This window comes from Streptococcus oralis (assembly GCF_901543815.1).
Taxonomy (GTDB): domain Bacteria; phylum Bacillota; class Bacilli; order Lactobacillales; family Streptococcaceae; genus Streptococcus; species Streptococcus oralis_CM.
The window spans coordinates 1515015-1532745 of record NZ_CABEIU010000002.1 but is presented as its reverse complement, the minus strand read 5'-3'; the positions used below and the strand labels follow the sequence as shown (position 1 = coordinate 1532745).

Below are 17731 nucleotides of genomic sequence, written 5' to 3'. Positions count from 1 at the left end.
AAAAATCTAAAAATATCTTTCATTTACGAAGCCAGGTCATATAAGACTTGGCTTTCATCAGAAAAAGGAGACCATCTATGACCATTCAAAATAAAACTATGTTGATTACTTACTCAGACAGTCTTGGAAATAACCTTAAAGACTTGTATGAGAATTTGGAAGAGCATTTTGGTGATGCTATTGGAGGAGTTCACCTTCTACCATTTTTCCCATCAACAGGTGATCGTGGATTTGCGCCAGTTGACTATGATGAAGTGGATTCAGCTTTTGGTGATTGGGAGGACGTTAAGCGTTTAGGTGAGAAATATTATCTTATGTTTGACTTTATGATTAATCATATTTCTCGTCAATCCAAGTATTATAAGGACTATCAAGAAAAACATGAAGCCAGTGAATTTAAAGATCTCTTTTTAAACTGGGATAAGTTTTGGCCAGAGAACCGTCCGACACAGTCTGACGTAGATTTAATCTACAAGCGTAAGGATCGTGCACCAAAGCAAGAGATTGTTTTTGCAGATGGTTCAGTAGAACATTTGTGGAATACTTTTGGTGAGGAGCAGATTGATCTTGATGTGACCAAAGAAGTAACGATGGCCTTCATCCGTAAGACGATTCAACATCTAGCAAGTAACGGGTGTGATTTGATTCGCCTAGATGCTTTTGCTTATGCAGTGAAGAAATTGGATACCAATGATTTCTTTGTGGAACCAGATATTTGGGACTTATTGGATAAGGTCCGGGATATAGCAGCTGAATACGGTGCAGAGCTCTTACCTGAGATTCATGAACACTATTCGATTCAGTTTAAAATAGCGGACCATGATTACTATGTTTACGATTTTGCCCTTCCAATGGTGACCCTTTATACTCTTTACAGTTCCAGAACAGAGAGTTTGGCTAAGTGGTTAAAGATGAGCCCGATGAAGCAATTTACGACTCTAGATACCCATGATGGGATTGGAGTGGTGGATGTCAAGGATATCCTGACAGATGATGAAATTGACTATGCTTCAAATGAGCTCTATAAGGTTGGAACGAATGTCAAACGTAAGTACTCTAGTGCAGAGTATAACAATCTAGATATCTACCAAATCAATTCAACCTACTATTCTGCGCTCGGAGATGATGATGTCAAGTACTTCCTCGCTCGTTTGATTCAAGCTTTTGCTCCAGGCATTCCTCAGGTTTACTATGTGGGTCTATTAGCAGGAAAAAATGACTTGAAATTATTAGAAGAAACCAAAGAAGGTCGAAATATTAATCGTCATTACTATAGCAATGAGGAAATAGCAGAAGAAGTTCAACGTCCTGTGGTGAAGTCTCTTCTCAATCTATTTTCTTTCCGTAATCAATCAGAGGCCTTTGACCTAGAAGGGACTATTGACATTGAAACACCAACAGCTCACAGCATTGTAATCAAACGTCAAAATAAAGACAAGTCCGTAACAGCAGTAGCAGAAATTGATTTGCAAAGTCAGACCTATCAAGTATTAGAAAACAGCAGAAAAATTCAGTTCTAGTGCTATATTAATGAAACAGTTTTTTTGTGACGAAAACGTGTTCATTGTTCCCAAATGACGGAAAAAATGGTAGAATATAAAGATAGTTTAGCATTTATCTTCTGGAGAAATCCAGAACAGAAAGGATCCGTTTTGAAATCAATTGGATTACTGGATAAGATAAGAGGGCTTTCGAAAAAAGATTTCTTTTTGTATTTGATGATCATAAGTATCTTTTTACCTTTTTATTTGTTCTTAGCTCTCTTTGCTTTATATTTGATAGGTTTACTTGTTACTGGGGAGATGAAGGGAATTATCAAAGGATTGGCCAAACATCCTGTACTTCTCTTTTTTATTGCCTACAGTAGTATCATCTCTATCGTCGCCAAGAACTGGCTTGGATTGGTTGCATCTTTACTGATGTTTCTCTTCCTCGTTTTCTTTAGTTATTACCAGAAACGTCTGACACATGCTTTCTTTCGACTGATACTGCAGACAATCTTGTTTGGTAGTGTGCTCTCTGCGGCTTTTGCTACCTTGGAGCATTTCCAAATTGTAAAGAAATTTAACTATGCCTTTCTTTCGCCCAATATGCAAGTATGGCACCAGAACCGTGCAGAGGTCACCTTCTTTAATCCTAACTACTATGGGATCATTTGTTGCTTCTGTATCATGATTGCCTTTTACCTCTTTACAACGACGAAGTTGAGATGGTTGAAAATCTTTTGTGTGCTAGCAGGTTTTGTGAATCTATTTGGTTTGAATTTTACGCAGAATAGAACAGCCTTTCCTGCCATCATTGCTGGTGCCATCATTTATCTCTTTACAACCATTAAAAACTGGCGCGCCTTCTGGCTCAGTATTGGAGTTTTTGGGATTGGCCTTTGTTTCCTCTTCTCAAGCGATTTGGGTGTCCGTATGGGAACCCTAGATTCTTCAATGGAAGAGCGTGTTTCAATCTGGAATGCGGGTATGACTTTGTTTAAGCAAAATCCGATCTGGGGTGAGGGTCCGCTGACCTATATGAATTCCTATCCGAGAATTCATGCACCTTACCACGAACACGCGCATAGTCTTTACATCGATACTATTTTAAGTTATGGTTTGATTGGAACCATTCTCCTATCCATTTCTTCGGTGATTCCGGTTCACATGATGATGGATATGAGTCAGGAGTCTGGTAAACGACCAATTATCGGTCTTTATCTCTCCTTCCTTACAGTAGTTGCTGTACATGGAATTTTTGACTTGGCTCTCTTTTGGATTCAGTCAGGATTCATCTTCTTGCTAATTATGTGCAGTCTACCACTGGAACATCGAACACTGGTGTCCGAAATGACAGATTAAGTTGATCAAGATTAGAGATCTTCTACTTTAGGTAGGAGGTCTTTTTTGTTGGTGGAAATTATTTCTAAATCGAAATAGTTGACAGATAGAACGATAGGTGTTACAATAAAAACAATTCTATATAGAAATAAATTGGAGGAATCATGAAGGATAGTCATTTAGTTGCCCATCATATTCGTTTGTTAAATGGGCGGATCTTTCAAAAGTTATTGAGTCAGGATCCTGAAGCTCTTTATCGGAGTGAACAGGGAAAGATTTTAGCGGTTTTATGGAATAGTGAAACTGGCTGTGCAACCGCGACAGATATTGCGCTGGCGACTGGTCTCACTAACAATACGCTAACGACGATGCTGAAAAAGTTGGAAGAGCAGGGTTTGGTGACCTTTAGTCAGTGTGGTTCAGACAAGCGAAAAAAATACGTCAAATTGACTGAGCGGGGTTGGTTCCAGAAAGAAGTTGGTCATCGTATTAGTCAAAAGTTGGATGCGATTTTTTACAAAGGTTTCTCAGAAGATGGAATTCGCCAGTTTGAAAATTATCAGGAACGTATTTTAGCCAATCTGAAAGAGAAAGAAAAAGAGGCTTAAATCATGTCAAAACAAGTCCAAAATGCGCAAAATTTATATATTCATGCCATTCAAGACGGGTGCGTTGCTGAGGCTCAAGCCCAATCTGTAGGAGATACCTACATTCAGCACTCTACAGGTGTGCCAGATGGGAAAGAAGGTTTTGCGACTTTCTTTGCAAATTTCTTTGAGCGCCACCCTGAGCGTGAGATGAAGATTGTTCGCACCATTGAGGATGGCAATCTGGTCTTTGTCCATGTCCATCAATTTCTCAATGGCGGGGAAGCTCAATGGGTAACGACAGATACTTTCCGTGCGGATGAGAATGGACGCATCGTGGAGCATTGGGATGTCATTGACTACTATCGAACACCTGAAAATGGCCAATTAGATCAGATTTTTGGTGATTTTGAGATCAAGGATTTGGACAAAACGGCAGAAAATAAAAAAACCGTTCGTCGTTTCTTGACAGAAATTTTCCAAAATGGGGAGCTGGAGCAGTGGAGTGATTATGTGGCAGACGATTTGATTCAGCATAATCATGAGATTGGACAAGGAAGTGATGCTTATAAAAACTATGTGGCTGAACATGAGATTACTTTCGACTTTGTTTTCCAGCTTTTGGGACAAGGAAACTATGTGGTCAGCTATGGCCAGACTCAGATTGATGGCGTTGCCTATGCCCAGTATGACATCTTCCGTTTGGAGAATGGCTTGATTGTTGAGCATTGGGACAATAAAGAAGTCATGCCTAAGGTAGAAGACTTGACCAACCGAGGAAAGTTTTAAATAGAGGACAAAGAATGATTGAATATAAAAATGTAGCGCTACGTTACACAGAAAAAGATGTTTTGAGAGATGTCAATTTACGGATTGAGAATGGGGAGTTCATGGTTTTAGTTGGGCCTTCTGGGTCCGGTAAGACGACCATGATTAAGATGATTAACCGCCTTTTGGAGCCGACTGATGGAAATATTTATATGGATGGCAAGCGCATCAAAGACTATGATGAGCGTGAACTTCGTCTTTCTACTGGTTATGTTTTACAAGCCATTGCACTGTTTCCCAATCTAACGGTTGCAGAAAATATTGCCCTGATTCCTGAGATGAAGGATTGGACTAAGGAAGAAATTGCGAAGAAAACAGAAGAGCTTTTAGCTAAGGTTGGTTTACCAGTAGCTGAGTATGGGCATCGTTTGCCTAGTGAACTATCTGGTGGAGAACAGCAACGGGTCGGCATTGTCCGTGCCATGATTGGTCAGCCTAAGATTCTCCTCATGGATGAACCTTTTTCGGCCTTGGATGCCATTTCGAGAAAACAGTTGCAGGTTCTGACGAAAGAATTGCATAATGAATTTGGCATGACAACGATTTTTGTGACCCACGATACGGATGAAGCTGTGAAATTGGCGGACCGTATTGCTGTCTTGCAGGATGGAGAGATTCGTCAGGTGGCGAACCCTGAGACGATTTTAAAAGCTCCTGCAACGGACTTTGTAGCAGACTTGTTTGGAGGTAGTGTTCATGACTAATTTGATATCAACTTTTCAGGATCGTTTTGGTGATTGGGTAACAGCTCTATCTCAACATTTGCAGTTGTCACTTTTAACCTTGTTACTAGCTATTTTTATCGCTATTCCTTTGGCTGTTTATCTTCGTTATCATGAGAAGTTGGCGGACTGGGTCTTGCAGATTGCAGGAATTTTCCAGACTATCCCGTCTCTAGCCTTGTTGGGACTCTTTATCCCCTTGATGGGAATTGGAACCTTGCCTGCTTTGACGGCTCTAGTGATTTATGCGATTTTCCCGATTTTGCAAAATACCATCACTGGGCTAAAGGGGATTGATCCAAGTCTACAAGAGGCTGGGATTGCTTTTGGGATGACCAGATGGGAGCGTCTCAAGAAATTTGAAATTCCACTTGCCATGCCTGTTATAATGTCTGGGATTCGGACGGCAGCGGTCTTGATTATCGGTACGGCAACTTTGGCTGCCTTGATTGGGGCAGGGGGACTGGGCTCCTTTATTCTTTTGGGAATTGACCGTAATAATACCAGTCTGATTTTGATTGGGGCACTTTCTTCTGCAGTGCTGGCCATTGCCTTTAACTTCCTACTAAAAGTGATGGAAAAAGCAAAATTGCGGACGATTTTTTCTGGTTTTGCCTTGGTGACCATATTGCTCGGTCTGTCTTATAGTCCAGCCCTCTTAGCTCAAAAAGAGAAAGAAAACTTGGTTATTGCTGGGAAATTGGGACCGGAACCCGAAATTTTGGCAAATATGTATAAGTTGCTGATTGAAGAAAATACCGGTATGACTGCGACTGTTAAACCGAATTTTGGGAAGACTAGCTTTCTCTATGAAGCTCTGAAAAAAGGTGATATTGACATCTATCCAGAGTTTACTGGTACGGTAACTGAAAGTTTGCTTCAACCAGTACCTAAAGTAGGTCATGAACCAGATCAGGTTTATCAAGTGGCGCGTGATGGCATTGCCAAACAAGATCATCTAGCCTATCTCAAACCTATGTCTTATCAAAATACCTACGCTGTAGCTGTTCCGAAAAGGATTGCTCAAGAATATGGCTTGAAGACCATTTCGGACTTGAAAAAAGTGGAAGGACAGTTGAAGGCAGGCTTTACTCTCGAGTTTAATGACCGTGAGGATGGAAATAAGGGCTTGCAATCGATGTATGGTCTCAATCTTAATGTAGCAACCATGGAGCCAGCTCTTCGCTATCAGGCAATTCAGTCAGGCGATATTCAAATCACGGATGCCTATTCGACCGATGCAGAGTTGGCACGCTATGATTTGCAGGTCTTGGAAGATGACAAGCAACTCTTCCCACCTTATCAAGGAGCTCCACTAATGAAAGAAGCTCTTCTCAAGAAACACCCTGAGTTGGAGACAGTTCTCAATAAACTGGCTGGTAAAATTTCTGAAAGTCAGATGAGCCAGATGAATTATCAAGTCGGCATTGAAGGCAAGTCAGCAGAACAAGTAGCCAAGGAATTTCTACAAGAACAAGGTTTGTTGAAGAAATAAATGGAGAGGAAAGCCAGTGGCAGCCACTAGCAATTTTCTTCAGCAGACAAAATCCCATCTCGAATTATAGACGAGATGGGATTTTTAGTGTTAGAGTAAGATAAACAAGAGAGCAATCAAAGCCGCTAGTGTGCCCCTTATAATGTGGTGCGATATATGTTGGTTTTCTTGCTGTCGCCCATTCCAGTAAGCACCGTAACAGATGATGCTAGAGCCCACTATCCATAAGATGATCGTTGCTAGTGGAACGAAGAAAAAGATAGCAAGAGCTAGTGAAGTGAGACAACTGCCGACCAAGATGCACGTGTTTCCCAGACTGTAGTTCTTTTGTTTCATGGCTGCGAAAGCTGCCGCGAGATGAAGGAGGGAGAAAATAAGAGCCAATACAATCGTTAGAATTCCTAGGATAATAGAAGTTAACATGGTTGATTCCTTTCTTCGTGATAGGATTAAATTTCGAGTGATTTTGTAGAAGTCATCTCAATCACATCTAAGTAAAATCTCACCACTTGGTCTTCGGTATAAGATTTTCCTTTTTTAAGCCACCAGGTTAGTGTTTCGATAAAATTAGTTACTACAAAATGTTTGAGGTAGGAAGCCGGAATGTTTGGATAGGTCTCTTGCAAATCCTCCGCTACCATGGGGTAAACATGGTGTTCGAGTTCCTTGTGTAGTTGGCGGAGAAAGTAGTCGTTTTTGGAAAAAAGAAGACTGGTGACATGGTCTTGATTTTTTTGAAAATGCAAAAAAATATGTGCGAGGTAGTCCTCGGTAGTAATGTGTCCTTCCCTTTCAAAGAGATGATGAAAGAGGTAGCGGCAGAGCTCATCTAAAAGCAGTTCCTTACTCTCGTAGTGACAGTAAAAAGTGGAACGCCCAACATCTGCCAAGTCAATGATATCTTGGACAGTAGTAGCATCATAGCCCTTGTCGTTCAAAACTTGTAGAAAAGCTTGATAAATGGCTTTTTTCGTCTTACTAACCCGACGATCTCTTTTTGGCATATAGACACTTGAGACAAACTGTTCAGAACTGAATAAGGCTGACAGTTTGCTTCTATCCTTTCTTTGGATTTTATTAGATAATACAAATGAAAGAAGTATATATACCTATTATACCAAAGGAGGGAGAGAAATGAGTTCTAAAACATCTATCTGGCTAGCCTTTTTCTTGAATCTATCATTTTCTGTTGTCGAATTTATTTTTGGGGGCATCTTCAATTCAAGTGCAGTATTAGCGGATACGGTTCATGATTTGGGCGATGCCCTTGCCATAGGCTTATCAGCTTGTTTGGAAACTATTTCCAATCGAGAGGAAGACAAGCGTTACACTCTTGGCTACAAACGCTTCAGTTTGCTAGGTGCCATGCTGACTGCCTTGATCCTTTTGATAGGATCTTTCATGGTGCTCTTGGAGAATATTCCTCGTCTCCTATCCCCTCAGCCTGTCAACTACCAAGGGATGCTGTGGTTGGGGATTCTTGCGATTCTTATTAATCTCTTGGCTAGTCTAATCGTTCGTAAGGGTCAGACCAAGAACGAAGCTATCCTGACCTTGCATTTTCTAGAAGATATTCTAGGATGGCTAGCGGTTATTCTGGTTGCTGGTGTTTTGTATGTGACTGACTGGTACTTTCTCGATCCACTCTTGTCTCTTTTAATTTCTAGTTTTATCCTCTGGAAAGCCTTTCCTCGTTTTTGGTCAACACTCAAGATTTTCTTAGATGCTGTGCCTGAAGGGATCGAGACTGCTAAGCTAGAGAAAGAGTTAGCAGCGCTAGATAATGTTAAAAGTGTTAATCAACTCAGTATTTGGTCCATGGATGGTTTGGAAAATGACGCCATTGTCCATGTTTGCCTAGAAGAGATTGAACATATGGAGTATTGTAAAGAATCCATTCGTAATTTACTCAAAGATTATGGTTTTCAAAATGTTACCATTGAAGTTGATGCAAACCTAGCAAGTCATCAAACCCATAAGCGAAAAATTGAGGAGTTGGAAGTAGGTCAAAGTCATGGACATCATCATTCATAAGAAGTCGATTTTCTATTTGTTGATTATTTTTGATGAATTGTAAATGTAACATATTTACTCCATTATGAAATTGTGATAGACTACATATATCACTGAAAGGAGATAGACGATGTTACAGCTACAACACATTTCAAAAGTCTATCATACGGGCAATCAAGAGTTCCACGCGCTAAAGGATATCTCGATTCGCTTCCGTGAGAATGAGTTTGTCTCCATTCTTGGGCAATCGGGTTCTGGGAAAACCACCCTATTAAATATCATCGGGGGACTCGACCAATACACATCTGGTGATTTACTCATCCAAGGAAAATCAACAAAGCAATTTAAAGACCGCGATTGGGATAGCTACAGAAACCACACCATCGGTTTCATCTTTCAGTCTTATAATCTCATCGGGCACCAAACTGAACTCTCTAACGTAGAAATTGCAATGACTCTTTCGGGTGTTTCAAAAGCAGAACGTAAGAAACGTGCTATCGAAGTGCTCGAACGCGTAGGCCTAAAAGACCATTTATATAAGAAACCAAGTCAAATGTCTGGGGGACAAATGCAACGAATCGCGATTGCGCGTGCTCTTGTTAATGATCCAAAAGTCGTTTTAGCCGACGAACCGACAGGAGCGCTCGATTCTGAGACTTCTGTTCAAATCATGGATTTATTAAAAGACATTGCCAAGGAACGTTTGGTTATCATGGTGACGCATAACCCAGAGCTGGCGCAGAAGTACTCCACACGTATCGTACAAGTATTAGATGGAAACATCTTGAGCGACTCAAACCCATGCGAACCAACAGAGGAGACAAAGCAAGTCGACATCCAGTTCACGAAGACGAAGATGAGCTTTATAACCGCCCTTGTACTTTCCTTTAATAACCTATTGACAAAGAAAGGTCGTACCTTACTAACAGCTTTTGCGGGTTCTATCGGGATTATCGGGATTGCTCTTATTTTAGCCCTTTCCAATGGTGTGAGTGACTACGTTAAAAAGGTGCAGGAAGATACTCTCGTCTCTCTTCCACTGACGATTAGCGAGCAGAACCAGAGCAACTTGTTGGCGACCTCTCCAGATTTGAGCGAGAAGCCTTACAAGGATAATCATGAGCTCGGTATCAATACGGTTTTAACGAATTTATTGAAAAAACAAATCGGAAAGAACGACCTAGCTTCCTTCAAGACTTACTTGGAGGAACACGCTTCGAAGGTCGAATCTCTCACAAAAGACATTCGTTACCGATACAATTTACAACCGTTTATCTATGCAAGTGATACTTCCAACGGACCCAAAAGTATTCTGCCTTCAACCTTAGCTGATGAAATAGAAACAGCGAATCAAACGATGAAGGGATACTTACAAAACCTCAACTACTGGAGTGAACTTTCTAGTGATTCTTCAATGCTAGAAAGCAAGTACGACGTGTTGGAAGGACACTTCCCACAAGATAAGTCCGAGATCGTCCTTATCGTAGATGAAAACAATCAAATTAGCGATTTGTTGCTCTATAGTTTGCGTATCAAAGATCCCAGTGAATTGAACGATACGAAGAAGCTCGACGAACTCTCTTCTCAAACGTATCAATATAGTGATTTTATCGGAAAAACTTTCAAAGCAGTTGTCAATACAAACCGTTTTGTGAAAGAAAATAACTTATGGCTCAATAAGATTGATAATGCTTCTTATATGAAAACTCAAATCGAGAATGGGCTCCAACTTAAAATTGTGGGTGTTCTTCGCCAAAAAGACGGCACAAGTTCAGGCGTGAATACTCCTTCAGGAGGAATCGCCTACACAAGCGCCCTTATTGATTACACTTCCGAATACATTCAAAATAGTGATATCGTTAAGGAACAGGAAGCCAATCAAAATCTAAATGTATTTACGGGTAAAGACTTTGCCAAAGATCCTAAACCATTCAGTTCGGAGAATTTAACCGAAGAAGAAAAAATTCAGTTGGCTAAAATGACGCCTGAAGAACAGGCGCAGTATGTCCAACAATATAACGACAATTCGGCTTCAACTTACGAGGAAAACCTCGCAAAAATGGGCGTCATCAACAAATCCAAACCAGCTGCCATTGAGCTCTACACCTCTTCGTTCCAACAAAAACAAGACTTAAAAGAGTTCATAAACGCCTATAACACAGCGAAAAAAGAAGCTGGAGAAGACGATAAGGTACTCGCTTATTCAGATGATATCCAAACTATCATGTCTTCAATTACGACATTGGTTGGCGTAGTGACAACAGTACTCGTTGGCTTTGTGGCCATCTCACTCATTGTATCTTCTATAATGATTTCGATTATCACGTACATTTCAGTTCTCGAACGTACAAAAGAAATCGGAATCCTACGTGCAATGGGGGCTTCGAAGAAAGATATTCGTCGTATCTTCACTGCTGAAACAGCCATTGAAGGATTGATCTCTGGGGTGCTCGGTATCGCGATTACCTTTCTTGCGACATTCCCAATCAATGCGATTGTTGCGAAAATGACAAATGTGGGAAATGTAGCGCAATTACCAATAGAAGTAGCTCTAATCCTTATCGGTATTTCGATTGTCCTTACCATGTTAGCCGGTCTAATCCCTTCACGCATCGCTGCTAAGAAAGACCCAGTCGAATCGCTTCGTAGCGAATAACATTAAACCCTAAAAAGGTGGATAAAGGAATATTTCTTTATTCACTTTTTCTATTGGCTGGAAACTATTAAAAACGTAATCGAAAAATCTCTCCTTATAAAACTTAAATCTCAAGAAGAAAAGACTATATTGGACTAAACTAGTGCCTTATCGCCGTTAATAATGATTGATACGAGCGAAAGCTTGATAAAAAGTGTATAATGAAAGTAAGAAACCAATAGAAAAGGAGTGGTTCTATGAAGAAAACAGTTTATACAAAAGCTGGTCAGGTTGGTCTTATTGAAGTGGAGCATCCGCAAATCATTGAGGCAGATGATGCCATTATTCGGATCGTTCGGACCTGTGTTTGTGGCTCTGATCTGTGGAGCTATCGCAATCCAGATATTGAAACGGGGCATCAAAATAGTGGGCACGAAGCGATTGGTATCATTGAGGCAATTGGTGATGCAGTGACGACTGTTAAACCTGGCGATTTTGTTATTGCACCTTTCACCCATGGCTGTGGGGAGTGTGATGCCTGTCGCGCTGGCTATGATGGGACTTGTGACCGCCATATTGGCACCAACTGGTCAGGTGGTGTCCAGGCTGAGTATATCCGTTTCCACTATGCCAACTGGGCGCTGGTTAAAATCCCTGGACAACCTTCAGATTATAGCGAAGGTATGCTAAAATCCCTATTGACTCTTGCTGATGTCATGCCGACAGGCTATCATGCGGCGCGTGTTGCTAATGTGCAAAAAGGCGACAAGGTGGTCGTTATCGGTGATGGGGCTGTTGGTCAATGCGCTGTCATTGCAGCTAAGATGCGTGGAGCTTCTCAAATTGTCCTTATGAGTCGTCATGAAGAACGTCAACAAATGGCCTTGGAGTCAGGAGCGACAGCTGTTGTGGCTGAACGTGGTCAAGAGGGAATTGCCAAAGTCCGTGAAATCCTTGGTGGTGGAGCAGATGCAGCCCTTGAATGTGTTGGGACTGAAGTAGCCGTAGATCAAGCCCTTGGGGTTCTTCACAATGGTGGACGTTTAGGCTTCGTTGGTGTTCCTCATTACAATAACCGTACGCTCGGTTCTACCTTTGCTCAAAACATTTCTGTGGCTGGCGGACCAGCTTCTGTCACCACCTATGACAAGAAATTCTTGCTCAAGGCTGTCCTTGATGGTGATATCAATCCAGGTCGTGTCTTTACTTCAAGTTATAAATTAGAGGATATTAACCAGGCTTATAAAGACATGGACGAACGTAAGACCATTAAGTCTATGATTGTGATGGATTAACAAAGAAAATCCTAATGGAGATTTGAGAATTTCTATTAGGATTTTTTGCGTTGCTATATTTGTTGAGTTATGGCAGAGTACTTTCTCTCAATGTCAGTTTGGTTCCCAGCATAGTCAGGCTAGGAATTTTCCGCCCGTGGAGGACTTCCTTGTTAAGAATATCCATACCTGCTCGGCCCATTTCTTCGGTATAGACGGTAATGCTAGAAAGAGGAGGATAGACCTGCTTGGTCAGGCTGGTGTCGTTAAAAGAAATGAGGCTGACGCGGTCTGGTAAGCTGATTCCAGCTTCCTGAAGGGCACGGAGGGCACCGATGGCTAAACTATCACTGGCGGCGAAAAAGGCTGGTGGTAGTTGTTCTCCTAGCTTGTGAATGGCCTCCTTCATCAAGTCATAGCCAGACTGGGCAGTAAAGCTCCCCTGAAAGACCAGTTCTTCATGGTAGATACCATTTGCTTGGGTAATGTCTTTGAAATTCTCTAGCCGCTTATCCTGGATAATTTCTTCCTGGTCGGTTGTTTCCTCAAGGCCTGTGAGAATTCCGATACGGTTCATACCTTGGCTGAGGAAATGGTCTACAACTTGTTTCACAGCAGTGTAAAAGTCAGTGATAATACAGGTATGGCCTAGTGAGAGGGTATCGCTGTCTATAAAGACTAAAGGTTTTTGGTATTCTTCAAAGGCGGAAATCTGAGCTCGGCTGAACTTTCCGATGCAGAGAATGCCAATCACTTCCTCGCTCAGTGTAAAAGGATGATCGTTAAAATAGCGCAAGATATCATAGTCCAGTTCTTGGGCTCTTTTTTCAATACCGAGGCGAATCTGGTAGTAGTATAGGTCGTCTAGCTCCCCTTGTTCGCTGACCCATTGGATAATGGCAATCTTTTGCTTGGGTTTGTGGGATTCGCCTGTCTTGAGATGCTTAGTATAGCCCAGCTCTTCAGCGACAGTTAAAATACGGTGTCTGGTTTCTTCTGTAACAGATAGACTCTGGTCGCGATTGAGGACACGGGATACGGTCGCGATAGAGACAGAGGCTAGCTGTGCAATGTCTTTTAATGTAGCCATAAATCCTCCTCCTTTTAGGTTAGTATATCATATTTTTCTGCTTTTTACTGATTGTTTAGTAAAAGTTTAGTAAAAAGGATTGACCTTGGCAAATCCCTTGGATACAATAGAAGAAAACGATTACACGTTAAGGTGACTTAACGACAGTCAAAGGAGAATTTATATGACACAACATCTTACTGCTGAAGCCCTTCGCAAAGACTTTCTTGCCGTTTTTGGTCAAGAAGCAGACCAAACTTTCTTCTCACCAGGTCGTATCAATCTGATTGGTGAACACACGGACTACAATGGCGGTCACGTTTTTCCTGCTGCCATTTCCTTGGGAACATATGGAGCGGCTCGCAAGCGTGACGACCAAGTCTTGCGTTTCTACTCAGCCAATTTTGAAGACAAGGGTATCATCGAAGTGCCTCTTGCTGACCTCAAATTTGAAAAAGAGCACAGCTGGACCAATTATCCAAAAGGTGTCCTTCATTTCTTGCAAGAAGCTGGCCATGTCATTGACAAAGGTTTTGATTTTTATGTCTTTGGGAATATCCCAAATGGTGCAGGCTTGTCTTCTTCAGCATCCTTGGAACTTTTGACTGGTGTTGTGGCAGAGCATCTCTTTGATTTAAAACTAGACCGTTTGGATTTGGTTAAAATCGGAAAACAAACAGAGAACAACTTTATCGGAGTCAACTCTGGTATCATGGACCAGTTTGCTATCGGTATGGGAGCTGACCAACGTGCCATTTACCTGGATACCAATACGTTAGAATATGACTTGGTGCCACTTGATTTGAAGGACAATGTTGTTGTCATCATGAACACCAACAAACGCCGTGAACTAGCGGACTCTAAATACAATGAACGCCGTGCTGAGTGTGAAAAAGCAGTAGAAGAATTGCAAGCTGCCTTGGATATTGAGACCTTGGGTGAATTGGACGAGTGGGCCTTTGACCAATATAGCTATCTAATCAAAGACGAAAATCGCTTAAAACGTGCTCGCCATGCTGTGCTTGAAAACCAACGTACTCTTAAAGCTCAAGTAGCTCTTCAGGCGGGTGACTTGGAAACCTTTGGTCACTTGATGAATGCATCTCACGTTTCTCTAGAGCATGACTATGAAGTAACTGGTTTGGAATTGGATACCCTCGTTCATACTGCTTGGGCTCAAGAAGGTGTTCTTGGTGCTCGTATGACAGGGGCAGGTTTTGGTGGCTGTGCCATTGCCTTGGTGCAAAAAGATGCTGTTGAGGCCTTTAAGGAAGCTGTAGGCAAACACTACGAGGAAGTCGTTGGATACGCTCCAAGCTTCTATATCGCTGAAGTTGCAGGTGGCACTCGCGTTTTAGACTAGGAGAGAAGTAAATGGACGCTGTAATATTTGATTTAGATGGCTTATTAGCTGATACTGAGATCATTTCTCTAAAAGTTTATCAAGAATTGCTTAAAGATTTTGGAATTCCTTTCACAGAAGAAATATATTCTAGAGAATACAGTGGACATAGGGAAGAGGAGAATGTTCAACGATTTTTAGATACCTATGATTTACCTTGGAACTTTGACCAAACCTTGGAAAAAGTTTATGAACTGGAAGCTCGAATATTAGCCAAAGGTGTAAATTTAAAAAAAGGTGCTAAAAATTTGCTTGCTTTTTTGCAAAGAGAAGGTATTCCAATCGCTCTAGCAACTTCAAGTGTTGAATCTAGAGCTAGAATGATTTTAGATAGTAATGGTATACTGTCCCTATTTGACCATCTAGTTTTTGCAAAAGATGTAAAGCGAAGCAAACCTTACCCTGATATATTTTTAAAGGCCTGTAGTGATTTGAATGTTTTACCAGAGAATTGCTTAGTATTAGAGGATAGTGAAGCAGGGATTGAAGTAGCGTATAGAGCTGGGATACCAGTTATTTGTATTCCAGACTTAAAAATGCCAGCACAGTCTTTCTTAAATAAAACAGAACAAGTTTTTCAGGATTTAGATGCTGTCAGAGACTATTTAGAAAGTAAGAAGGAGAATCAATGAGTCAGGGAATTCTAGATACATTTATCACGGAAGTCATTGCTGGAAGTTCATTTGAGGAAATGGATCGAATCTACCTGACCAATCGTGTTTTGGCGCGAGTGGGTGAAGGTGTTTTGGAAGTTGAGACTGATCTAGATGAGTTGATTGACCTCAAGGAGCAGCTGGTCGAAGAAGCGGTTCGATTAGAGACGATTGAGGATAGTCAGGCTACTCGTGAAATTCTCGGTGCTGAACTGATGGACTTGGTAACCCCTTGTCCAAGTCAGGTCAATCGTGACTTCTGGGCAACCTATGCCCAATCTCCTGAGCAGGCGATAGGGGATTTTTACCAGCTCAGCCAGAAAAATGACTACATCAAACTCAAGGCCATTGCTAAGAATATCGCTTATCGTGTTCCATCTGACTACGGAGAACTTGAGATTACTATCAACCTCTCTAAACCTGAAAAGGATCCAAAGGAGATTGCGGCAGCTAAGTTGGTTCAAGCTAGCAATTATCCCCAGTGTCAACTCTGTCTAGAGAACGAAGGATATTATGGTCGGGTTAACCATCCAGCTCGTAGCAATCACCGCATTATCCGTTTTGAAATGGCGGGTCAGGAGTGGGGCTTCCAGTATTCGCCCTATGCTTATTTTAATGAGCACTGTATTTTCTTAGATGGCCAGCATCGTCCCATGGCTATCAGCCGTCTCAGCTTTGAGCGTCTGCTGGCTATCGTTGAGCAGTTTCCAGGCTATTTTGCGGGCTCAAATGCCGATTTACCAATCGTGGGGGGGTCTATTCTAACTCATGATCACTATCAGGGAGGCCGTCATGTATTCCCTATGGAATTGGCTCCTCTGCAAAAGGCCTTCCGATTTGCTGGTTTTGAGCAGGTCATGGCTGGGATTGTCAAGTGGCCAATGTCAGTGCTACGTTTGACTTCGAATTCTAAAGAGGATTTGATTAACTTGGCTGATAAGATTTTACAGGAATGGCGACAGTATTCAGACCCTGAAGTACAGATTTTGGCAGAGACAGACGGGACACCGCATCACACCATTACACTCATTGCCCGTAGACGAGATGGTCAGTTTGAATTGGACTTGGTCTTGCGAGACAACCAGACATCGCCAGAGCATCCTGACGGCATCTATCATCCCCACAAGGATGTTCAACATATCAAGAAGGAAAATATCGGCTTGATTGAGGTCATGGGCTTGGCTATTTTGCCACCACGTCTGAAAGCGGAAGTAGAGCAAGTAGCAGCCTACCTTGTCGGAGAAGAAGTCTCAGTTGCCGACTATCATCAGGAATGGGCAGTTCAACTCAAAGCCCAACATCCAGACCTAACAGATCAAGAAAAAGCCCTTGAAATCGTCAAGGACTCTGTGGGTGCTATCTTTGCGCGTGTTTTGGAGGACGCGGGGGTTTACAAGCAGACGGAACAAGGACAGGCAGCCTTTATGCGCTTTGTAGAACAGGTCGGAATTTTACCAGACTAGGAGCTTTCTCCTTGCACAGTCCTATAAAAAGTAGTATCATAGTGTCGTTTGAACTATCAGGAGGAAACGATGAAAGATTTTCATTTTGACGCTATATCTGCCTTTGAAAATTACGAAATAGATAAAATGAGAGATGGTCATGTTGTGGTGACGACGAAAGTGGTGGACTCGTCTCTCAATTACTATGGCAATGCCCATGGTGGCTATCTCTTTACCCTCTGTGACCAGATCAGTGGATTGGTGGTCATCTCGCTGGGGCTTGATGGAGTGACGCTCCAATCCTCTATCAACTACCTCAAGGCAGGAAAACTCGACGATATACTGACCATTAAAGGAGAATGTGTCCACCAAGGTCGCACAACCTGTGTCGTGGATGTGGATATTACCAATCAAGAAGGCAGAAATGTCTGCAAAGCCACCTTTACCATGTTTGTCACAGGCCAGCGGTCAGAGGAAAGACAGGTGAGGATATAAAGTACTGAGAGTTGACCTGCACTCTAAGGGTTAGATATTTTTTGTCGAACTTTTGGAGTGCAGGTTAGTTTTGATTCTCGCAGATGAACCAACCGCTTCCTTAGACCCCAAAAACTCTGAGGAATTACTTTCTATCCTAGAATCTTTAAAAAATCCGAATCGAACTATTATTATTGCGACCCACAATCCTCTGATTTGGGAACAAGTGGACCAAGTTATTCGAGTTACCGATTTATCTCATCGATGATAAGGCAAGATTCAGTTAGAAGAAAGAGTCACAAATACACTTTG

The 17731-nt window shown here is 41.8% G+C and carries 16 protein-coding genes and 1 pseudogene; 14 read left to right on the top strand and 3 right to left on the bottom strand.

The window, feature by feature from the left end; translation table 11 throughout:
* Positions 1–77: 77 nt before the first annotated feature.
* The 6 genes from gtfA (at position 78) to FQT28_RS07675 (ending at position 6457) form a co-directional block, all read left to right on the top strand.
* Complete coding sequence (gene gtfA / locus FQT28_RS07700) at positions 78–1520, top strand: sucrose phosphorylase (RefSeq protein WP_143989878.1); 1443 nt, start codon at positions 78–80, stop codon at positions 1518–1520.
* A gap of 132 nt (positions 1521–1652) precedes the next feature.
* Positions 1653–2846 (top strand): O-antigen ligase family protein, encoded by a 1194-nt coding sequence (locus FQT28_RS07695; RefSeq protein ID WP_038804468.1) that lies wholly within the window; start codon positions 1653–1655, stop codon positions 2844–2846.
* A 143-nt stretch (positions 2847–2989) separates the two neighbouring features.
* The gene (locus FQT28_RS07690; RefSeq protein ID WP_143989877.1) at positions 2990–3433 is read left to right on the top strand and encodes a MarR family transcriptional regulator; all 444 of its coding nucleotides are present in this window, start codon (positions 2990–2992) and stop codon (positions 3431–3433) included.
* A 3-nt stretch (positions 3434–3436) separates the two neighbouring features.
* Entirely contained in the window at positions 3437–4201 is a 765-nt protein-coding gene (locus FQT28_RS07685; RefSeq protein ID WP_038804453.1) for a nuclear transport factor 2 family protein, read from the top strand.
* 14 nt (positions 4202–4215) lie between these two features.
* On the top strand, positions 4216–4944 hold the full coding sequence (locus FQT28_RS07680) for an ATP-binding cassette domain-containing protein (RefSeq protein ID WP_143989876.1): 729 nt from the start codon (positions 4216–4218) through the stop codon (positions 4942–4944).
* Entirely contained in the window at positions 4937–6457 is a 1521-nt protein-coding gene (locus FQT28_RS07675; RefSeq protein WP_143989875.1) for an ABC transporter permease/substrate-binding protein, read from the top strand. Before FQT28_RS07680 ends, FQT28_RS07675 begins: the two co-directional genes overlap by 8 nt.
* A gap of 90 nt (positions 6458–6547) precedes the next feature.
* Here the strand turns inward: FQT28_RS07675 and FQT28_RS07670 are convergent, their stop codons facing one another.
* Both FQT28_RS07670 and FQT28_RS07665 read right to left on the bottom strand, forming a co-directional pair.
* Positions 6548–6880: a hypothetical protein gene (locus FQT28_RS07670; protein ID WP_000958079.1), complete on the bottom strand. Its 333-nt coding sequence runs from the start codon at positions 6878–6880 to the stop codon at positions 6548–6550.
* 26 nt (positions 6881–6906) lie between these two features.
* Positions 6907–7461 carry a TetR/AcrR family transcriptional regulator gene (locus FQT28_RS07665; RefSeq protein ID WP_143989874.1) on the bottom strand — a complete coding sequence of 185 codons (555 nt, stop codon included), beginning with the start codon at positions 7459–7461 and terminating at the stop codon, positions 6907–6909.
* 130 nt (positions 7462–7591) lie between these two features.
* Here FQT28_RS07665 and FQT28_RS07660 point away from each other — a divergent pair, with 130 nt between their 5' ends.
* The 3 genes from FQT28_RS07660 (at position 7592) to FQT28_RS07650 (ending at position 12400) form a co-directional block, all read left to right on the top strand.
* Complete coding sequence (locus FQT28_RS07660) at positions 7592–8491, top strand: cation diffusion facilitator family transporter (RefSeq protein ID WP_143989873.1); 900 nt, start codon at positions 7592–7594, stop codon at positions 8489–8491.
* Positions 8492–8600: 109 nt separating this feature from the next.
* A complete protein-coding gene (locus tag FQT28_RS07655; RefSeq protein WP_143989872.1) occupies positions 8601–11126 on the top strand; it encodes an ABC transporter ATP-binding protein/permease in 2526 nt (841 codons plus the stop codon).
* A 236-nt stretch (positions 11127–11362) separates the two neighbouring features.
* Positions 11363–12400, top strand: a complete 1038-nt coding sequence (locus FQT28_RS07650; protein ID WP_143989871.1) for a zinc-binding dehydrogenase — start codon at positions 11363–11365, stop codon at positions 12398–12400.
* 67 nt (positions 12401–12467) lie between these two features.
* Here FQT28_RS07650 and galR read toward each other — a convergent pair whose 3' ends face one another.
* Positions 12468–13469 carry a DNA-binding transcriptional regulator GalR gene (gene galR / locus FQT28_RS07645; RefSeq protein WP_143989870.1) on the bottom strand — a complete coding sequence of 334 codons (1002 nt, stop codon included), beginning with the start codon at positions 13467–13469 and terminating at the stop codon, positions 12468–12470.
* Between the two features lie 163 nt (positions 13470–13632).
* Here galR and FQT28_RS07640 point away from each other — a divergent pair, with 163 nt between their 5' ends.
* The 5 genes and pseudogenes from FQT28_RS07640 to FQT28_RS07620 all read left to right on the top strand — a co-directional run.
* On the top strand, positions 13633–14811 hold the full coding sequence (locus tag FQT28_RS07640; protein ID WP_143989869.1) for a galactokinase: 1179 nt from the start codon (positions 13633–13635) through the stop codon (positions 14809–14811).
* An 11-nt stretch (positions 14812–14822) separates the two neighbouring features.
* Positions 14823–15482: an HAD family hydrolase gene (locus FQT28_RS07635; protein ID WP_143989868.1), complete on the top strand. Its 660-nt coding sequence runs from the start codon at positions 14823–14825 to the stop codon at positions 15480–15482.
* On the top strand, positions 15479–16966 hold the full coding sequence (locus FQT28_RS07630) for a UDP-glucose--hexose-1-phosphate uridylyltransferase (protein WP_143989867.1): 1488 nt from the start codon (positions 15479–15481) through the stop codon (positions 16964–16966). The genes FQT28_RS07635 and FQT28_RS07630 overlap by 4 nt, the downstream gene beginning before the upstream one ends.
* A 69-nt stretch (positions 16967–17035) precedes the next feature.
* Positions 17036–17440 carry a PaaI family thioesterase gene (locus tag FQT28_RS07625; RefSeq protein WP_038805722.1) on the top strand — a complete coding sequence of 135 codons (405 nt, stop codon included), beginning with the start codon at positions 17036–17038 and terminating at the stop codon, positions 17438–17440.
* Positions 17441–17510: 70 nt separating this feature from the next.
* Positions 17511–17687, top strand: a pseudogene (locus FQT28_RS07620) (AAA family ATPase); the annotation flags it as partial.
* Positions 17688–17731: the final 44 nt, after the last annotated feature.

Excerpts from the sequence above, each read along its gene's own strand:
- gtfA (WP_143989878.1), top strand. The coding sequence starts at position 78 with ATGACCATTCAAAATAAAACTATGTTGATTACTTACTCAGACAGTCTT.
- FQT28_RS07690 (WP_143989877.1), top strand. The coding sequence starts at position 2,990 with ATGAAGGATAGTCATTTAGTTGCCCATCATATTCGTTTGTTAAATGGG.
- FQT28_RS07685 (WP_038804453.1), top strand. The coding sequence starts at position 3,437 with ATGTCAAAACAAGTCCAAAATGCGCAAAATTTATATATTCATGCCATT.
- FQT28_RS07680 (WP_143989876.1), top strand. The coding sequence starts at position 4,216 with ATGATTGAATATAAAAATGTAGCGCTACGTTACACAGAAAAAGATGTT.
- FQT28_RS07675 (WP_143989875.1), top strand. The coding sequence starts at position 4,937 with ATGACTAATTTGATATCAACTTTTCAGGATCGTTTTGGTGATTGGGTA.
- FQT28_RS07670 (WP_000958079.1), bottom strand. The coding sequence starts at position 6,880 with ATGTTAACTTCTATTATCCTAGGAATTCTAACGATTGTATTGGCTCTT.
- FQT28_RS07665 (WP_143989874.1), bottom strand. The coding sequence starts at position 7,461 with ATGCCAAAAAGAGATCGTCGGGTTAGTAAGACGAAAAAAGCCATTTAT.
- FQT28_RS07660 (WP_143989873.1), top strand. The coding sequence starts at position 7,592 with ATGAGTTCTAAAACATCTATCTGGCTAGCCTTTTTCTTGAATCTATCA.
- FQT28_RS07655 (WP_143989872.1), top strand. The coding sequence starts at position 8,601 with ATGTTACAGCTACAACACATTTCAAAAGTCTATCATACGGGCAATCAA.
- FQT28_RS07650 (WP_143989871.1), top strand. The coding sequence starts at position 11,363 with ATGAAGAAAACAGTTTATACAAAAGCTGGTCAGGTTGGTCTTATTGAA.
- galR (WP_143989870.1), bottom strand. The coding sequence starts at position 13,469 with ATGGCTACATTAAAAGACATTGCACAGCTAGCCTCTGTCTCTATCGCG.
- FQT28_RS07640 (WP_143989869.1), top strand. The coding sequence starts at position 13,633 with ATGACACAACATCTTACTGCTGAAGCCCTTCGCAAAGACTTTCTTGCC.
- FQT28_RS07635 (WP_143989868.1), top strand. The coding sequence starts at position 14,823 with ATGGACGCTGTAATATTTGATTTAGATGGCTTATTAGCTGATACTGAG.
- FQT28_RS07630 (WP_143989867.1), top strand. The coding sequence starts at position 15,479 with ATGAGTCAGGGAATTCTAGATACATTTATCACGGAAGTCATTGCTGGA.
- FQT28_RS07625 (WP_038805722.1), top strand. The coding sequence starts at position 17,036 with ATGAAAGATTTTCATTTTGACGCTATATCTGCCTTTGAAAATTACGAA.